This is a genomic window from Bacteroides acidifaciens (assembly GCF_903181435.1).
Taxonomy (GTDB): Bacteria; Bacteroidota; Bacteroidia; order Bacteroidales; family Bacteroidaceae; genus Bacteroides.
This window is the reverse complement of the sequence record NZ_CAEUHO010000004.1, coordinates 99241-118631: the sequence shown is the minus strand read 5'-3', so window position 1 is coordinate 118631 and position 19391 is coordinate 99241. Positions and strand designations below refer to the sequence as shown.

Here is a 19391-nt window from a genome sequence, read left to right as displayed (position 1 = left end):
GGAATCACATGAAGACATTTTTAAAAGTCACTACCTGGGCTATTTGCTCTGCCACGGTTTTAAATATATCTGCTGCGGCTTTCAACAGCCCTTCTGTTTCTGCCACTCCCAAGAACGGAATCTATCGCAAAGGCTGGATTGATTTCAATAAGAATGGCAGGATGGATGTTTACGAAGATCCGAGTGCTCCTGTGGAAGCGCGTGTGCAAGACTTGCTGAACCAAATGACGGTGGAAGAAAAGACCTGCCAAATGGCTACCCTTTATGGTTCGGGACGGGTGTTGAAGGAGGCCGTACCTGTCGAAGGGTGGAAACTGGAAATTTGGAAAGACGGAATCGGCAATATCGATGAACAACACAACGGATTGGGAGAGTTCGGTTCCGAATATTCTTTTCCCTATACGAAGCATGTAAAGACGAAGCATGATCTCCAACGCTGGTTTGTGGAACAGACACGGTTGGGCATTCCCGTAGACTTCACTAACGAAGGCATCCGTGGATTGTGCCATGACCGGGCTACTTACTTCCCTTCGCAAATCGGACAGGGAGCTACCTGGAATAAGCAATTGATTGCCCGTGTCGGAGAGGCGGAAGCAAAAGAAGCCGATGCGTTGGGATATACCAATATCTATTCTCCTATTCTCGATATCGTGCAGGACCCTCGTTGGGGACGTGCTGTGGAGACTTACGGAGAAGATCCATACTTGGTGGGACAGTTGGGAAAACAGATGATTATGAGTCTGCAAAAGCAGAATCTGGTTTCTACGGTCAAGCACTTTGCTGTATATAGCATACCGGTAGGAGGACGTGACGGGAAGACACGCACTGATCCTCATGTAGCACCGAGAGAAATGCGTACTCTGTATCTGGACCCGTTCCGGGTGGCATTTACGGAGGCGGGCGCATTGGGCGTAATGAGTTCGTACAATGATTATGACGGTGAACCGATTACCGGCAGTCATAAGTTTCTGACAGGTATTCTGCGTCAGGAATACGGTTTCAAGGGGTATGTAGTGTCCGATAGTGAAGCGGTAGAATTTATAACGACTAAGCATCAGGTGGCGACAGATGAAGTTGACGGAGTAGCGCAGGCTGTCAATGCAGGACTCAATATCCGTACTCATTTCACGGCTCCCGAAGATTTTATCATACCTCTGCGGAAAGCCATTGCCGAAGGAAAGGTATCGCAAAAGACGCTCGATGACCGGGTAGCGGATATTCTGCGTATTAAGTTTTGGCTGGGACTGTTTGATAATCCGTTTAGAGGAAATGGCGAACAGGCGGAAAAGGTGGTTCATTGCCAGGAACATCAGGATTTATCATTAGAGGTAGCCCGCCAGTCATTGGTATTATTGAAGAATGAGAACCAGCTGTTGCCTTTGAAGAAATCATATACGAAGTTAGCCGTCATTGGCCCGAATGCAGATGAACGCGAACAACTGATTTGCCGTTATGGTCCGGCTAATGCGCGGGTAAAAACGGTTTATCAGGGAATCAGAGAGCTATTGCCGGATGCTTCTGTGGTATATAAGAAAGGATGCGAGATTGTCGATCCTCATTTCCCGGAGAGTGAGATACTTCCTTTTGAGAAGACGGAAGAAGAAAAGCACATGATGGAAGAGGCACTGGCTGCTGCACGTGAAGCGGAAGTGGTTATCATGGTTTTGGGAGGCTCGGAACTGACGGTTCGTGAAGACCGTTCACGTACGAGTCTGGACTTACCGGGGCGTCAACAGGAATTGTTGGAAGCTGTTTGTGCTACAGGAAAACCGGTTGTATTGGTGATGATTGATGGACGTGCCGCCAGTATCAACTATGCGGAAAAGTATGTTCCCGCTATTCTTCATGCCTGGTTTCCTGGTGAGTTCGGCGGCCAGGCGGTTGCAGAGGCTCTGTTTGGCGACTATAATCCCGGAGGGCGCTTGGCGGTTACTTTCCCTAAATCGGTGGGGCAGATACCGTTTGCTTTCCCGTTCAAGCCCGGTTCGGATGAGGCTTCGGAGACTTCGGTATATGGTGCTCTTTACCCTTTCGGATATGGTTTGAGCTATACCGCTTTTGAATATCGTGACTTGGTTATCACTCCCGAAAGACAAGGAACGCAAGGTGGCATCACTGTATCTTGCAAGGTAAAGAATGTGGGAAGTCGCGTGGGGGATGAAGTGGTACAACTCTATCTAAGGGATGAGGTAAGCAGTGTGACTACTTATGTGAAGGTACTGCGAGGTTTTGAACGCATCACTTTGAAACCGGGAGAAGAGCAGACGGTACATTTCCGATTAACTCCCCAGGATTTGGGCTTGTGGAACAAGGATATGAATTTTGTGGTGGAACCGGGTACATTTAAAGTGATGATTGGCTCGTCCTCTACTGATATTCGCCTTACCGGTGGCTTTACGATTCATGAATGACAGAGTTGAATTCTTTCAAACTTAACAACAAAGATAATATGAAACTAAGATATATCGGCTTTTGCATATTGTTGTCGCTTGGCATGGTCATTTGTAATGACAGTATGGGGCAGAAAAGAAGCCCGTTCTCGCCTTCTGTATTGGAAAATTTGCAGAATGACGCAGAACCTGTCATGCGCGGAGCCACTTATGAAGAGAGAAGCCGGTCGCTCATTCAACGTATGCTACAAGCTAAACTTGCGAAAGAGGACAACATCAAGTATCTGTCTCCATTTTACTATGTACGATTGTGGTGCGATTATGAAACGGAAGAGGCTATCTCGAAGTTGACTGATATGTATCAATATCAACTGGACCATGTGGATGATTTCTATCAGTCCGGTTCTGATATGGATTTCTTTGCTCATGCCACTATGCACGGTTATCTGCTTACCAAAGATAAAATGCCGGAAAAACTGCGTAAGAAGATTAAGGAATTTATGAAAATAGGGAAGTATACAAGCGAGCGTGGAACGCTGAATATGCGGATGATGCATCAGACAAGCGGTTTTCTGTGTGCAGAAGAATGGCCGGATTTTGTGGATGCGGACGGGCATGACTCTTCTTACCTGAAAGATTATTTGCGAGGCAGAATCCTCAATGTCCTGAAACAGTTTTTCACAGACAATTGCCGCGAAGCAGATGCATTCACTTATATAGGAACCAATCTTCAATACGTGCGAATGCTTGCCGAATTCAGTCGGGATGAAGAGATACGTAAGACGGCTGCAATTACTTATCAACACATGGCAGCACAATTGATGTTGCCTTGGAATCAGGGATTGTATTGCGCCAATCCACCCCGTTGCAAAGGCTGGACCAATTTATATACGGGCAATTTGAGTACAGATGTACAGATTGTGCAGTTGGCTTGGTTGTTTTATGGTTCGCCGGATGAACGTATCATCCGTTTGACTGCCGGCAAAGATAATTTCGGATGCTTCAATTTCTGGATGGCTTATCAACGCACTGTCAAGCCTCTTCCTTATCTGGAAGCTTTGAATGCTGAAAAGAAATATCCTTATCGTTTTGACGCTTTGCGCATCGATGAAAGGCATTTCTATTGCAGGTCTACTTATCAAAGCCAGAATTACGGACTGTCTACACAAACGATCGAAGCCTTTCCTGAAAAACTGAAAGGATTTCAGTATACGTATGCTTTTAAGGAAACAAAGAACTTGCATTTAGTGTGGCAGTCGGATGTATCCAATGCTTCTGTATTCAGTGTGTGTCATGACAATCCGGAGCGTCCGCAAAGGCATCAGACTGTATCGAATAAGCTGGGATATGGTGAGAATCCCTATCATCGGGTACTAGGGTACGAAAGAAGTGCGATAGGGGTATATAATGTGGCGGATGATTATATGAATCAACCTACATTCTATCAGATGTATGTTCCTTTCAGCCGTAAGGGAATCAAGAAAAGAATCGTCAAGGAAATCAATGGTATGCGGTGGGTACTGTGTCACACAGGTTCTATGATGTTTGCCTTTACTACTCCCGAAGCATGGGATTTTGATACGGTAGACGGTAAGTATACGATCAAGGACCATGATGTGCTTACGCTGAAAGACCGTAATCGGCGTAGAGGCTCTTGGGTGTTGGAGACAACGGAGATTACCCGGCAATACAAAGATGCCCAAGGCAATCAGGAAAAGGAACTGGCTAAATTTGCCGGTGATATCTCCAAAAAGACTAAATTCACGCGGTCTACCGATTACGAAACGAGTGACACTCCTGCTATCTCGTATACCAATATTCAAGGTGACGTGCTGGAACTAACGTTCTTCTCGCCCGAAACTGCTTATACCGGACAATATAAGGTAAATGGAAAAACAGTGAAATTGAATACTGAATATATCTCTCGAAGTGATTATATGCAGCAAAAAGCGGGGAGTAACATAGTGCAATTCTATACGAAAGAAGGAACTAAAACGCTGAAACTGGAATAATATATTTATGAAACTAAGATCTTTATTATTAGCCGTTGCTTGTTTGCTATTATCCTGCCATGTTCATGCGCAGGAATTGCGAAAAGCGGATTTTCTGCCGAAAGCCTCAACTGCTTTCGATTTGTTGACGCAGAATCATAGCGAAGAGCGTATTGTAAGCGAAATCAAGAAAAAGAATGTTCGCTGGATGACGAATCTGATGTCCGCATCGGCTATTTTCTATAAAGCAACGCAGCAAAAGCGTTATTTGGATCTGTCGGAACTTGTATTTAAAAGTGCGGTACGTGAATGGCGGAAGGATGAGAAGCTCATGCGTGGGAGGGACGATTTCTTTGCTTTGCAGAATCTGACATTAGCATACGAGATTCTGAAAGAAAATGAACGCCTGACGGATGAAGCGGACGATATAATGGTTCGTTTTGCCGACCTCCACTTTGAACCCGAATTTGTGGTAGATAACAACCAGAGGCAAGAGCGTGCACTTGGATTTGTACGTATGTATAATCTATTCCCTGATGCTCCTAATGCCGCCCAATGGAAAGAATATATTGACAAGATGTGGGATTTCTGGTATCGGAATAAGGATGTGGATGAAACGGCAACGCTCTATGCTTCTATCCATCTGAATGATATTATCTCCATCGGCATTGAAAGCGGCAAGGGATCGCAATTAAAAACGCCGGAAATAAAAAAGTGGTTTGAACGCTATCGCGACCAGCAAGCGCCAAGCGGCTATATGCCCGAATATGGAGACGATTATTTCTTTGCCTACAATAACTGGATCCTGGTCTTTGAAAAGATGACCCGTCTGACTGGAGATGCTTCATTCCGAAAGGCTGCGTGGAAACTCTTTACCATCGGCTACCCCAACCTGGATGACAAATATCTGAAACCCGGATGGAATCCTCGTCAGGCTTGCGACTGGGCTACGCTGGCAGAAGTGGCTCTGCTTCCTTCATTCAAGGGAAAACTGGATACACCGACTCGTACTTCTCTAGTGACTACCCGTACCAATCGCAAGGGGCGGACCGGAATTCCCGACCAGCTTTTGCTTCGTGCTTCTGTCGAACCGGGAACTCCTTTCGTCATGAGTGACTTATACGCTTCCGGAACTCATCAGCATCCTAACTTGCGGGGAACTATTAACTATTTTGAAGTAGATAATAATCCGTTGTTTCATGGAGTTCAACGGCATGCAACAGACGCACGACATGGCAACACGGTCATATTGATGAAAGAACAAGGTAGCGGATTCCCTTTTGACGAAAAAAACAGCCGCCTGCTGACAGATACTTGGTTTACCGATTATATAGATTTTAGTTCCTCTACTGAAATCTCCGACAATCCTGCCATGCGTGGTATGCAAAAGATTACATTCCGTTTTCAGGGGGAACCGGGAGAGATTATCTATATAAAGGATGTCAGACTGATGGGGACGGCAGGAAATCAATCGTTACACGATTGCACGACGCTTAATAACTGGAGTAGAAATGCTTCTTTAGTCGATTTGGGGAAAGAAGGAAAAGCTGTAAGAGTGGTTCTTCAGGACAAGAATGTTTGTTTTGTTTCTTTGAATGTTGCAGCAGATTTTAATTTGAATGAATATCGCTATATCGGTTGTGATTGGAAACATGAAGCGAAAAATGGGGCTAAGAAGTCAAAGCTGGACTTTATGATACGTGCTCACAATAAGGTTTCTCTACCAGGCGAAGATTATGTTCATGAGCAGGTAGGGGTATTATTTAACCCGAACACTGTGAAGAAAGCCATTGTGGAAACGCGTGAAGGGGATTCTTATGGGCAGATTGTACTGGACGATCAATGTGTGGACGGCTCTACCTTGCAGCGTAATATTGTATTGACTAAAGAAGGAATCCTTATTATGCAGGATTGTTTGTTGCCCGGAAAGGGAACGGAAGATTATACCGCAGGAAGCCTTTGGCAATTATATACCTTGGACAAAAGTGGAAAGAACTGGTTTAATTCTCTGGGTGAGAAGAAGAAATGGAAAGACCGTTCGGGCGAGGAGATTGAAACAGATCAGTTATTAGTTTATTTTGAGGAACAAAAGGGCCGTAGCTTTGGAGCACAACAACAGGAGTATATGGTAAAACCTGTGACAGCTTTTGCCAAACAGAAGGTTAAACCGGATTCTCCGGTTGTGTTTGTGACAATTGTTGTGCCTCATAATGCCGCTTGGAAGGCAGAAGATATAGCGAAAGCCATTTCCGCCAAGACAAATGCTGCACAACAGAGTGATATACAGATTACTCTTGCCAATAAGAGCGTATTGCATGTAAGAGTTTCTAAAGATGGAAACTGGAAGGTGAAACGGTAAGTTACTCCTACCAAGAGCGGGGAGTCTTGTACAATTCAAATTGTATTGCCATTATTAATTTGTTTCGCCTTATACATTACTACGTATCTTTAATTTACCGTTGTAAGTCTATCAGGACATTGTTTTCTATTGTTGCAAAGCTAATCGATCATCTTCGGACTTAGGAGAAGGGGGGGATATAGCTGTTGTTTGTTTGCTATCAAGCGGCTTTTATAAGTTATCCTGCCTTTATTCTTGGATTAAGGCATAGTGGACATATATATATACAGCACGGTGGATATATATACTCACCATCGTGTATCTATATGTCCACTATGGTGAGTATATATGTCCACCGAACTGAAAAATGGTGTCTTATGATTGTTTACTGAATACCCTATTTCAGCTTCTTCTGATATTCATCCGAATTCAGTATCTCCAGCGCCTTTTGTATACTCTCATTGGTAGTATTCATTACCCGGAAATATTCGTTCATATCCCAAAGGTCACGGGCTATCAGTGCTTTAAGCTGCGTCTTGATAAGAGGGAGCGACTTTTGATATTGCTCTTCGTTAAACTTCACCCCTTCTTTCTCTCCTATTTCTTTTAAAGTGGCAAGCATATTATCATCGACTACGAACTTCTCATTAAACGATTCGAACTTCTTGTATTTGTTTGCCAACTCTTTCCGGTGTCCTTCGATAAACTGCATGGTGAATTTAATCACGGCTCCTTTAGCTACCAAATTGCGGTGATAATCCGTATAAAGAGTAGTGTCGATAGGTACGAAATAATCCGGCATGATACCCCCTCCGCCATAAACGGTACGTCCTAGTTTCTTGGTTTGTACTTTCAGCGAATCCGGGAAGTGGATGCTGTCAGCATTCATCAGTTCACCGTGATTGAAACGTTCTATCAGATCTTTGTTGTAATCTGTCGAACTGTCGTAAGGCTTTTGGATGCAGCGACCTGCAGGAGTGTAATAGCGTGCAATAGTCAAACGAATCATGGAACCGTCCGGCAGGTCGACAGGACGTTGTACCAGTCCTTTGCCGAAAGAGCGGCGTCCTACGATAATTCCTCTATCCCAATCCTGTACTGCGCCGCTGACAATTTCGCTGGCAGAGGCTGTATATTCGTCTACCAGGATGATGAGACGTCCATTGCGGAAATGCCCATTTCCTTTGGCATAGAAATCACTGCGTTTGGCAGCTCTTCCTTCTGTGTAGACAATCAGTTCCTTTTGTCCCAGGAATTCGTTGGCAAGGTCGATAGCTGCATTCAGGTAACCTCCACCGTTTCCTTGCAGGTCGAGAATCAGGTCCTTCATGCCTTGTTTCTGAAGGCTTGTCATTGCTTTCTTGAATTCCTCGGCAGTAGTTGCTCCAAAACGGTTGATGCGGATATAACCTGTCTTTGGCTGAATCATATAAGAAGCATCGAGGCTAAGGATCGGTATTTTATCTCTTTTCACAGTGAACAATAAAGGATCCTGTACGCCACGACGAACAATCGTCAGGTTGACTTTAGAGCCTTTCGGACCACGCAGACGCTTCATAATATCTTCCGTACTCATTTTCACTCCGGCAATGGCGCTGTCATTGACCGCAACAATACGGTCACCGGCAAGGATGCCGACTTTCTCGGAAGGTCCGTTGCTGACAGGTTGCACTACCAACAGAGTATCCTCAATCATCTGAAACTGAACTCCAATACCTTCGAAGTTACCTTGAAGAGGCTCGTTCATTTTCTTCACTTCCTCTGCGTTCGAGTAGGTAGAGTGCGGGTCGAGTTGTGCCAGCATCTTGATGATGGCTTCTTCCACCAATTTGTTTTCATCTACTTTGTCTACATAGAAATTGGAGATTGCGAATTCTGCCATCTGTAGCTTCCGCATAGCTTCAGAACCGAAGTTTTGGGCTTGTATGGTTGATACTGCCCACAGGCAAGCCAAAAAGATATACATTTTAATCTTATTCATAATCTTACTTTATTGGAAATTTTATCCGCATGGTTTCCCTTCTTCGGGAAGGAGGGGTGCCCGTAGGGCGGGGTGGTAGGTATACATATTATTCTGTTATTCAGTGATATATAAATTTACACTTTTACCTACCACCTCTCCCTACGGATACTCACCCCCTCCGACTCCCCCGTTATCGGGGGAGAGCAACCTTTCCGAAGGAGGAGAAGCTGTGCAGTATATTTTTTCTCAACCCATCTTCATCCCTTTGGGAATAAACTGGCTGATGTCTTTATTATAAGTCAATAATTCGCGTACAATTGTAGAGCTGACGCAAGTCAGTTCCGGTTCTGTGAAGAGTAGGATGGTTTCAATGCCTGCCAGTTTGCGGTTGATGTCCGCAATTGTCTCTTCATACTCGAAATCTTTCACCGTACGGATACCGCGTATAATGAACTTGGCCCCTATTTCCTGCGCAAAATCAATGGTCAGACAGTCGTAAGACATCACTTGAATACGAGGTTCATCTTTATAAAGTTCTCGAATCATTTCTTCCCTTTTCTCAATGGGAAAGTATGTATTCTTGTTCTCATTGATACCAATTCCTATCACGATTTCGTCCATAAAGGTAAGTGCACGTTCCACTACCGAATAATGTCCGATGGTGAATGGGTCAAAGGTGCCCGGGAATATTGCTTTTCTCATGATGCCAGGTCTTCTTCTATAACTAGATTGTCTATAATAAAGTTCTGTCGTTCCATGGTGTTTTTACCCATGTAGAACTCAAGTAGTTCTTTTACTGCGTCTGTTTTTCGCAAAGATACTTGTTCCAGACGCATGTCCTTGCCGATAAAGTGCTTGAACTCGTCCGGTGAAATCTCTCCTAAACCTTTAAATCGCGTGATTTCCGGATTCGGGCTTAGTTCGTTTATTGCGTTAACGCGCTCTTCTTCACTGTAGCAGTAGATTGTTTTCTTCTTATTGCGTACACGGAACAAAGGTGTTTGCAGGATATACACATGTCCCTTTTTAATAAGATCGGGGAAGAATTGCAGGAAGAAGGTAATCAGTAGCAGGCGGATATGCATGCCGTCCACATCGGCATCGGTTGCTACGATAACCTTGTTGTAGCGCAGACCGTCCAATCCGTCTTCAATATTCAAGGCTGCTTGAAGCAGATTAAATTCTTCGTTTTCGTAAACCACTTTCTTGGTTAATCCGAAAGAGTTCAGCGGCTTACCGCGAAGACTGAACACTGCCTGCGTGTTCACATCACGGCTTTTGGTGATGGAACCACTTGCAGAGTCTCCCTCGGTGATAAAGATGCAAGAGTCTTCTTCCAATCCTTTCCCTTTCGGGTCGTTGAGGTGAATACGGCAGTCGCGTAATTTACGGTTGTGCAGGTTCGCTTTCTTTGCACGCTCACGGGCCAATTTGGTAACCCCTGCAATGGCTTTACGTTCTTTTTCCGATTCTTGAATTTTTTGTTGTATTACTTCGGCTATATCCGCGTTCTTGTGCAGAAAGTTATCCACTTCCTGTTTGATGAAATCACCTACATACTTGTTGACGGTCACTCCGCCGGGGACCATATTGGTAGAACCCAGCTTCGTTTTCGTCTGACTCTCAAAGATCGGTTCTTCCACATTGACAGCAATGGCAGCAACCAGTCCGTTACGGATATCGGTATAATCCATGTTCTTGTTGAAAAACTCCTTGATAGTACGGGCGATGTGTTCTTTGAAAGCACTTTGATGCGTACCGCCCTGCGTGGTATGCTGACCGTTGACAAAGGAGTAATATTCTTCTCCGTATTGTCCGGTATGAGTGAAGGCTATTTCGATGTCTTCCCCTTTCAGGTGGATAATCGGGTAAAGTCCGGTTGCCGTCATGTTGTCGTTCAAAAGGTCTACCAAACCATTGCGCGACAAGATACGGTGTCCGTTATAGATAATGGCAAGCCCTGTATTGAGGTACGTGTAATTACGTAGCATTGTCTCAATAAATTCAGGCTTGAAACAGTAATTCAGGAATAATGTATTATCCGGTTCGAAGAAGATGTAAGTTCCGTTTTCCTCTTCGGTATCTTGCGTATTGTCACTCAGCAGGGTTCCTTTCGAGAAAATAGCGGTACGTACTTTACCGTCACGGTAGCTGCGTACCTCAAAACGGGAGCTCAAGGCATTGACGGCTTTCACACCCACACCGTTCAACCCGACACTTTTCTTAAATGCCTTGCTGTCATACTTACCACCAGTGTTCAACATGCTGACAGCTTCGATGAGTTTTCCCTGCGGGATGCCTCGTCCGTAGTCGCGTACGCTGATACGAAGGTTTTCTTCAACGGTAATCTCGATTTTCTTACCGGCTTGCATTTTGAACTCATCAATACTGTTGTCAATTACTTCTTTCAGGAGGACATAGATTCCGTCTTCGGCATGTGCACCGTCGCCCAGCCTTCCGATATACATACCGGGGCGTGTGCGTACATGTTCCATGTCACTTAGGTGACGGATGTTGTCGTCAGTGTACTCTACTGCATTGTTGTTGTCTACAGGTATCAATTCGTTCTCTTCCATAGCTGTTTCTTTATTTTATCTCTTTGATGAACGCACGGCGGCGCTTATGTTGTTGAGTCTCAAAGTAATCCCATTGTGCCTGAACTTTTCCGTTCAGTTCCAGTTCGGGGTTGCTTTCCGCAAAGATAAAACCTAATTTTTGATAAACAGGAATTAAATCGGAAAATAACAAAGCGTTAACACCTTTGTTTTGATATTCCGGTTTCACTGCAACGAGTAGCAGATCAAGCATCTTGGCACGGCGTTTCATGAATAATGCCTTTACCAGATAGAACCATCCGAATGGCAACAGACGTCCGTTTGATTTCTGTAAAGCTTCGGCGAGAGATGGCATGGAGATACCTACACAGACCAGTTCGTCATTGGCATCAGTAATCAGTGTAACCATTCGTAAGTCAAGGATCGGCAGATACATTTTCACGTATTGGTCGATTTGCCGCTGTGTCAACGGAGAATAGCCATAAAGAGGACTATATGCTTCATTCATCAGCTCGAAAATCTTCTGTCCGTAATCTTTGGCTATTTTTTTTGCGGAAGTATATTTCTTTATCTTGAGATTATATTTTCGTTGGATCAGTTCGGAGATACGTTTATGCTTGTCGGGAATGGCATCCGGTATGTAGATTTTGTATTCCACCCAGTCGGCGTCTTTCTCGAAGCCTAACTTTTCCATGTGTACAGGATAGTATGGGTAGTTGTAGATAGTAGCCATGGTACTAAGTTGGTCGAATCCTTCAACTAACATTCCTTCCGCATCGAAATCAGTAAATCCGAGAGGACCGGCAATGTGAGTCATGCCTCGTTCTTTTCCCCATTCTTCTACCGTTTTGATGAGTGCGGATGATACTTCGGGATCGTCGATGAAGTCTATCCATCCGAAACGAACGTTTTTACATTTCCACTTTTCGTTCGCTTGGTTGTTGATGATTGCAGCTACACGTCCTACTATTTTATCGTCCCGGTATGCGAGGAAATAATCTGCTTCACAGAATTCGAATGCTGCGTTTTTCTTCTTGTTGAAGGTGTTGAGCATGTCGTCATAGAGGTCAGGCACAGAGTAGGGGTTACCCTTGTACATTCTGTAATTGAAACGGATAAATTTCTTAAGTTCTCTCTTTGTGGAGACTTTCTTGATTGTAATAGCCATATCTCGTATTTATGATTTGAGCAGACAAAGATACGTGATAATCTTTAAATTACAACGCGCCGGAAAGAGAAAATATCGTCTCTGGACGATTAGGGAGTGGACTGTAAATATGAAAAATACCGGAAATGATGATCATACATTCATTGCCGGTATTCTTTTTCTGTTTTTGTAGGCCGTTTATTGGCTGATGTGTCCTTCGAAAGGCGAGGCAGGTAAACCAGCTGCGTTGTATAAGTTAGCATCATCGGGATTATCTCCCCAAGCATATCGTACAGAGACCGGTTGCTGTATTTCCTTATTCCATACTATTACTTTATTGTTTTCGATTTTAGCTTGTGCCCATTGGTATTTTCCATCTGCGCCGGCAATGGCGAATCCTGATAAATAGCCGTATTTATTACGAGCTACTAGTTGCTCGTCACAAGCGTTAAAAGTAATCTCCAGTGCATCTCCGATTCTTTTTACCGACTGGAATATCGGGCCGGTGCAAACAATAGAGTTATATCCGTAATCATTGTGGAGAGCATGCAAAGCAAGTCGTTTACCTACATCTTGTTTGTTGCGGGGATGTATGTCATTTTCTTCACCGATGTCTATAATGACGGCCTGTCCTGTATGTGGTAAGGCCAGTGTCTTCGACTGTGTATCCCGCAGGTTTGCCCAATGACTTTCGGAAGGCTGCTTGGCCGGAGACATGAAGTTTGCTAATTGAACCCAATAAAATGGGAATTCGTTATTCCATCTGCTTCTCCAATCTTTAATTAAAGCCGGAAATAAATCAATGTATTCGTTGGCGCGGGCGGCATTGTTTTCTCCCTGATACCAGATTACCCCTTTCATCCCCAAACCTACCAGCGGATGAATCATTGCGTTGAACAGCAAAGAAGGAAAAGCGTTAGGACCATATTCTACATAATCATATTGTGCACTCGATACTGCAACTTTATACTTCCAATTATCACACAAAGGGAAAATTCGGTTGTTGACTTTCAGGTATACTTCATCTTTAGGACCATATAGACCGCCTCCTCCACGATAGTCGGATATTTTAATAGTGATGGTATTCTGTTCCTTTAATACTTCTGCCGGAATCTTGTATAGACGTTTCAGGTCATATCCTACCGTTCGTCCTACTTCATGTCCGTTAATCCAGGTAACGTCATCGTCATCGATAGTACCGAGACTCAATTCAGCATCCTGTCCTAAACAGTTGGCCGGTATGGAAAACTGATAAGTAAACCATACAACTCCATCTATACCGGATAACTCCTCATTTGACCATAATGACGGAACAATATGTTCCTTCCAGTTTTCTGTAGGGGTGTTTTCTAAATACCATTTCTCTTTTTCTCCCGGTTCGTTTATGATGGCTTGTTCGAATTCATTTTTGGCTTTGTCACTGTGCTGGATGTATTCTTCGAATTCAGAAGAGCGCATACGGGCTAATGATTTTTCATATTTCGGGAAATGCTCTATCACTTCCATGCTCATCCAGGTTTCGATGTCCGTACCACCCCATGAGGAGTTGATGAATCCGATAGGAATATTGAGCTTTTGGTATAATTCACGTGCAAAGAAATAGCCGACAGCTGAAAAATCAGAAGCGGAGGCGGGTGAACATACTTCCCATTTACCTTTTAAGTTGGTTTTAGGAGTGTGCCCCATTTCTTGAATTACGTTGAATGAACGGATTTGAGGGTAATTGGCAGCTGCGACTTCTTCGGTAGCATGATTAGCGCTACGCAGACGAAACTCCATATTTGACTGTCCGCTGCAGATCCATACTTCACCGATTAAAATATCTGTAAATGATAAAGTCTGCTTGGGGCTTTTCACATTTAGAGTATACGGTCCACCGGCTTGCATAGGGGGCAGGCTGACTGACCATTTCCCATTTTTATTGGTTCGGGTACTCTTTTGAGCATTTCCTAATGTTACGCTAATTCGCTCGCCGGCACTGGCAGTTCCCCATATATTGATTGGCTTCTCACGTTGCAGCACCATGTGGTCTGAGAAGAAAGAAGGTACGGAAAGCTGTGCCATCATTTGTGATAGGACAAATAGCAAGCAAACTGTTAATGATAGAAGTTTTTTCATCCGATGAGTATTTGGTGATTATTTATTCATATATTCTTTGGGAAGCAATATCTTACGAAGCGTATCGGCAAAGATTGCAGCCATACGCTGTTGAATAAATGAATGTTCTCCATGTGGCGGATGCCATCCAAATACTTCTCCATGAGTCTCTTGTGAATCCCCTGTGTAAATTAGGCTATATTGTTTTCCTGTAACCGGATGTTTCTGGTTTTTGGAGAATCCGATGTATCTGTCGAATTCTACTACCGGGAATCCCCATTTTTCTGCCAGTTTTCGGACCGAAGTGTTGAATATCGGACGACTGTCATGCCAATGAGTACATAAGACAATAGAAGCAGGTTTCCCATAAGGAGTGTTGTAATATTTGGATTTTGGATTGAATTTCTGGTTATAACAGTCTGATATGTAGCGTTTGATGACATAATCATAGCAAACGGCATAGTCGGAAGCATCAAAAGGAGTTTTATAATCCTTGTAGTTCTCTTTTAAGTTTGCTTCGTTATATACGTCTTTTTCATGTACTTGCATCAAGACGAATACATCAATGTTATCGAACTCTTCCGGGGTATAGAGAGTGCCGTCCAGCATTTTATTTGCAGTGTGAGCAATAGATTCTGCACTTACAGCCCGATTGATGGGGATGGCGTGAAGGGCACGACAGCCCATTTCAAACCACTTATTGTTAGGTTCGGCAAAAGATGCTCCGGACAATAAAATGGTATAATTGTCTTTATTTTGGGCTACTCCTGCTAAAGCGAGCAGGCAAATGAATGTGAATAAGGTGATTCTTTTGTACATAGTTATCGTTGATTGATTAATTGGTGAATAAAATCAAGTTCAAGTGAATGTTTTCCGGCTTGTAAAGTTATAGATTTTTGGGGTTCTGGCATTGTAAAAGGAACAAATGTTGCAGAAGTGCCTGCCGGAATATCGATTGTATAACGGATGCAGTCATTAGTTTGACGAACCCAGTTGATATTTAACCAGCCATAGGGAGTATTATAGCGTATGGTAAGTTCATTCATGTCTGCCGGAAAGAAAGGTTTTAGCAAAATATGCTTGAATCCGGGATGTTTTTCATCTATCTGAATTCCTCCCAGTCCTTTGTATAGCCATGCTCCTATTTCTCCGAACATAATATGGTTATATGAGTTGTCGATAACGACATCTGTCCGCCAATTTTCATGTAGAGTTGTAGCACCTTGTTTGATCCAGTACCCCCAGGAAGGATAGGTGTCTTGTGATGCGACTTTGTAAGCTGTTTCTGCATATCCGTTATCTGACAGGGCGGAAAGTAGCGCCTTGCTTCCTAATAAACCGACGTCCAGATGATAATCGTCTTTTTCTACCAATTCATGTAGTCTGGCAGCAACTTTCTTTTTATCTTCTTCCGGAACGATTCCCCAGTATAATGGCATGGCAAGTTCTGTCTGTGTTCCCTCTGCATATATTCCTGTTTCCTTATTGAGAAAACTGGTGTTGATAGCCTCTTTTATTTTTTCTGCCAGCGTGTTATAATAGGAGGCATCTTCAGCATATCCGAAAAGTCTGGCTGCTTTGGCCAGAATACAGACGTCCGTATAATAATAGATAGAGGAAGTCAAGGTTATATTGCTTTTTGAGCGTACAGGTACCCAGTCGCCCAGTCCCCAGTCTGTAAGATGATTGGTTGATATGGATTCTATATAAGAGACATATTTTTTGATTGGTCCGTACATGCGGCGGAGTAATGTGGTATCTCCGTAAAATCGATAAATTTCCCAGGGGATAATGGCGACAGCACTTGTCCAGTCGATCCCGTTGGCCCAATCATAGCCCCATACAGAAGTTGGGATGATACATGGGAGGACTCCGTTGTCTTTTTGTTCATCACAAAAGTCGTTCATCCATTTCTCATATATGGAGATACCATCGAAATTGTATAATCCTGTTTCTATGGCAATATGTGCGTCTCCTGTCCAGCCATTTTTTTCCCGTTGAGGGCAGTCAGTCGGGTAACCGAACAAGTTGGCTAAATAGGAACTGTTAGTGGCTTTCCATATTTTGTTTAGCAGATCGGATGACGAAGACCAGTAGCCGATAGCTGGAACATCACTGTGCATTTCTACTGCAATGAGATTTTCGTCGGATAATTGAATGGGGGCAGATGATGAGACTTCTACAAATTGAAAACCTTTGTAGTTGAATTTGGGCATGAATCTATCTTGCTTTCCGCTAAGTATGACGATGTCTGTTTGAAAAGGATCGCTGTCGTCTGTCGGCCGGTAGTGATAATCTATATTTGCCATGTTTACCATACCGTTTTTGTCTAAAAGTTCCCCATGTTTCAGGCGCAGTTTTGTTCCTTTTTCCCCTTTTACTTTTAGCTCGGTGACACCTGCAATGTTTTTGGGGAAATGATAGACGTAGCAGCTGTCATTTATTTTTTTGCATTGAGTTGCTGTATAGCGGGCCGTTTCACGAATCGGATACATAACTTGTGATTTGATCGTTTCCGTAGGCGATTCGGTTTCTTGTGCATGATACCATCCGGTAGCGTTGAATCCGGGGGAGTCCCAGCCTGCTAATTCTTTCTGTGCATCATAATGCTCGGCTGTATAGATGCTGTTGAAAACAACCGGGCTGTCAGTTGTTTGCCAGGTTGAGTCAGTACCCAGATATTCTGTTGTTCCATCTGTGTAACGCAGATGGAGTTGTGCTGTGAATTTAGGGCGGTTTCTCCATGAAGCCTTGTCGAAAAACCATACTGCTGTGGATTGATGATTATACCAGCCGTTCCCCAGTTGTACTCCTATTACATTTTCACCCATAGATAGTAATGACGTAACATCATGAGTGACTGATAGTATACGTTTGTCGAAATGTGTATACATAGGGTCTAGGAAATGATTTCCTGCCCGTTGCCCGTTGACAGAGAGCTCATGCAGGCCTGCCGATGCAATAGTGAGTAAGGCTTGCTCGATTGTTTTGTCTAATTGGAAGCTCTTTCTATAATAGGGTGCCGGACGGTATGTGATGTCATGTTTGTCAGTAATCCATTTCCCTTTCCAGTTGTCGGGTGATAAACATCCTGTTGTGAAGGAGGATATAGGGGAAAATGTAGTTTTCTGTTTGGAGGAGGTTTGATAGCCTATTTTCCAATAATACGTTGTATATGAATCTAATGGTTGTCCATCATAGGAGACTCTTATGGGAGCTCCTATGATGGATTTGTTCCAATAACCAGACTGTCTGCCTGATAATTGAGTACTGTCTGTTGATAGCCATATTTCAACTCTGTTGATACTATCTTCCTCTAGCAGCGGAAGTTTCCAGGAGAGTCTGGGAGTTTGAGTATCTACTCCTACAGGAGCGGGTATATTCTCACATTTTAATTCAAATGGCGGTTTTAGCTCTTGAGGTGCACATGAGAATAGGGTTGTGCCCAATAGTAAATACAAATAGGACCGAATTGGAATATGAGCCATATTGGTTAGTTGGTTAGTGATGAATTTACTTTTTTCTTCTCTCTTCGAGTTCTGTTGATATTTCATATAATCTTTTTTCATTTAACGGATAACGTGAAATGAAGAATGCTGATAGCATGGTGGCAATTGCCGGGAAGATACTCATCATCATACAAATGCCGGTTTGAGCAAAGTCGGATTGGATTACATTTGCTTTGAAACCGAAATAGGCCAGTAGCCATCCGGTCAAAGCACCTCCGATTGTCCAACCGAACTTTTGAGACATAGACGAAGAAGAGAATATCAGGCCGGTTGCCCGTCTTCCGGTTTTCCATTCGGAATAGTCTGATATATCTGCATACATAGACCATAATAAAGGAGAAATAATACCCGCACAGATACTTATTAAGACCTGTAAACAAAGAATCCCCCAGATAAAATCTTTAGGAAGGAAGTAGAATAAAACACTTAGAATGGTAGCGCCAACCATTGCCATAAAATAAGTTTTCTTTTTACCGATTCTTTTGGTGAGTGATGGCACAAACATGATTCCGAGGATATTGGCGGCTTGTCCTAATACCAAGTAGATCGTAATTAGAGTAATGGCACTATTCATGAATGAGAAAGAGAATGTATCGGAGCTGTCTACATAATATTTGAAATAGAATACAGCAGAACCGTCACGAAGAGAATTGAACACTAATGCCATGATTCCTGCGCATAAAAGAATCCACCAGGGTTTGTTTCTGCCCAGATCTTTCAGATCTTCTTTCAGTGATCCTTTTTCTTCCTTTATGGGTTGCACTCTTTCTTTTGTCCATAGAAAAGTTAATAAGAACATTCCACTAGCCATAATCGCAAATACGACTGCAGCCATCTGCCAGCCGAAAGCGATGTCAGGTATATTTTCCGTTATCTTCATTTTACTGAATATATCAACCAGTGGCTCAATAAGGAATAGTACCAGAATACTTCCTCCAAAAGCAAATGTCATGCGGTAGGAGGAGAACTCTGTGCGTACTTGCGGATTGGCAGACATTACCCCTAATAGAGATGCGTACGGAACATTGATTAATGAATATACCATCATCATAAGGGTATATGTGGCATAGGCAAATATGATTTTGGTAGTCATGTTATCTCCAAAAGATGAGAAGGTCAGTATACCACAGATGCCGAATGGTATGGCTACCCATAGTAGGTAGGGGCGGAATTTACCCCAGCGTGAGTTTGTCCGGTCGCCTAATATTCCGACAAACGGATCGAGGAAAGTGTCCCAAATGCGTGTGATAAGGAACATTGTTCCTACTACTGCCGAGGAGATACCTACCACGTCTGTGTAGAAAAATAGCAGATACATCGTGAATAACTTCCAAAACATGGAAGAAGCAGCATCTCCTAATCCATACCCGATTTTTTCTCTTAGTTTTATGTTTTCCATGG

Annotated in this window: 11 protein-coding genes; 3 read left to right on the top strand and 8 right to left on the bottom strand. The window is 43.4% G+C overall.

Going from position 1 to position 19391, the window contains the following annotated elements; all coding sequences use genetic code 11:
- The first annotated feature begins 8 nt into the window (after positions 1-8).
- The 3 genes from CLIN57ABFB40_RS12640 to CLIN57ABFB40_RS12630 are packed head-to-tail and all read left to right on the top strand — an operon-like array spanning position 9 to position 6740.
- Positions 9-2411 carry a glycoside hydrolase family 3 N-terminal domain-containing protein gene (locus CLIN57ABFB40_RS12640; protein ID WP_175630446.1) on the top strand — a complete coding sequence of 801 codons (2403 nt, stop codon included), beginning with the start codon at positions 9-11 and terminating at the stop codon, positions 2409-2411.
- Between the two features lie 38 nt (positions 2412-2449).
- The gene (locus tag CLIN57ABFB40_RS12635) at positions 2450-4402 is read left to right on the top strand and encodes a hypothetical protein (RefSeq protein WP_254871767.1); all 1953 of its coding nucleotides are present in this window, start codon (positions 2450-2452) and stop codon (positions 4400-4402) included.
- A gap of 7 nt (positions 4403-4409) precedes the next feature.
- Entirely contained in the window at positions 4410-6740 is a 2331-nt protein-coding gene (locus CLIN57ABFB40_RS12630; RefSeq protein ID WP_175630445.1) for a hypothetical protein, read from the top strand.
- A gap of 376 nt (positions 6741-7116) precedes the next feature.
- On the opposite strand, the gene CLIN57ABFB40_RS12625 is transcribed toward CLIN57ABFB40_RS12630, so the two are convergent.
- The 8 genes from CLIN57ABFB40_RS12625 to CLIN57ABFB40_RS12590 all read right to left on the bottom strand — a co-directional run bounded on the left by CLIN57ABFB40_RS12625 (position 7117) and on the right by CLIN57ABFB40_RS12590 (position 19389).
- Positions 7117-8700, bottom strand: coding sequence for a S41 family peptidase (locus CLIN57ABFB40_RS12625; protein WP_175630444.1), 1584 nt, complete (start codon positions 8698-8700; stop codon positions 7117-7119).
- 228 nt (positions 8701-8928) lie between these two features.
- Positions 8929-9384, bottom strand: a complete 456-nt coding sequence (gene coaD / locus CLIN57ABFB40_RS12620; protein WP_175630443.1) for a pantetheine-phosphate adenylyltransferase — start codon at positions 9382-9384, stop codon at positions 8929-8931.
- Entirely contained in the window at positions 9381-11258 is a 1878-nt protein-coding gene (locus tag CLIN57ABFB40_RS12615) for a DNA topoisomerase IV subunit B (RefSeq protein ID WP_120469443.1), read from the bottom strand. The genes coaD and CLIN57ABFB40_RS12615 overlap by 4 nt, the downstream gene beginning before the upstream one ends.
- A 10-nt stretch (positions 11259-11268) precedes the next feature.
- The gene (locus CLIN57ABFB40_RS12610; RefSeq protein WP_175630442.1) at positions 11269-12405 is read right to left on the bottom strand and encodes a GNAT family N-acetyltransferase; all 1137 of its coding nucleotides are present in this window, start codon (positions 12403-12405) and stop codon (positions 11269-11271) included.
- Positions 12406-12582: 177 nt separating this feature from the next.
- Entirely contained in the window at positions 12583-14502 is a 1920-nt protein-coding gene (locus CLIN57ABFB40_RS12605; protein WP_175630441.1) for a sialate O-acetylesterase, read from the bottom strand.
- A gap of 18 nt (positions 14503-14520) precedes the next feature.
- Positions 14521-15300 (bottom strand): DUF5040 domain-containing protein, encoded by a 780-nt coding sequence (locus tag CLIN57ABFB40_RS12600; RefSeq protein ID WP_175630440.1) that lies wholly within the window; start codon positions 15298-15300, stop codon positions 14521-14523.
- Between the two features lie 2 nt (positions 15301-15302).
- Complete coding sequence (locus CLIN57ABFB40_RS12595) at positions 15303-18035, bottom strand: alpha-L-rhamnosidase (RefSeq protein ID WP_175630439.1); 2733 nt, start codon at positions 18033-18035, stop codon at positions 15303-15305.
- A complete protein-coding gene (locus CLIN57ABFB40_RS12590; RefSeq protein ID WP_175630438.1) occupies positions 17995-19389 on the bottom strand; it encodes an MFS transporter in 1395 nt (464 codons plus the stop codon). Before CLIN57ABFB40_RS12590 ends, CLIN57ABFB40_RS12595 begins: the two co-directional genes overlap by 41 nt.
- Between the last annotated feature and the right edge of the window lie 2 nt (positions 19390-19391).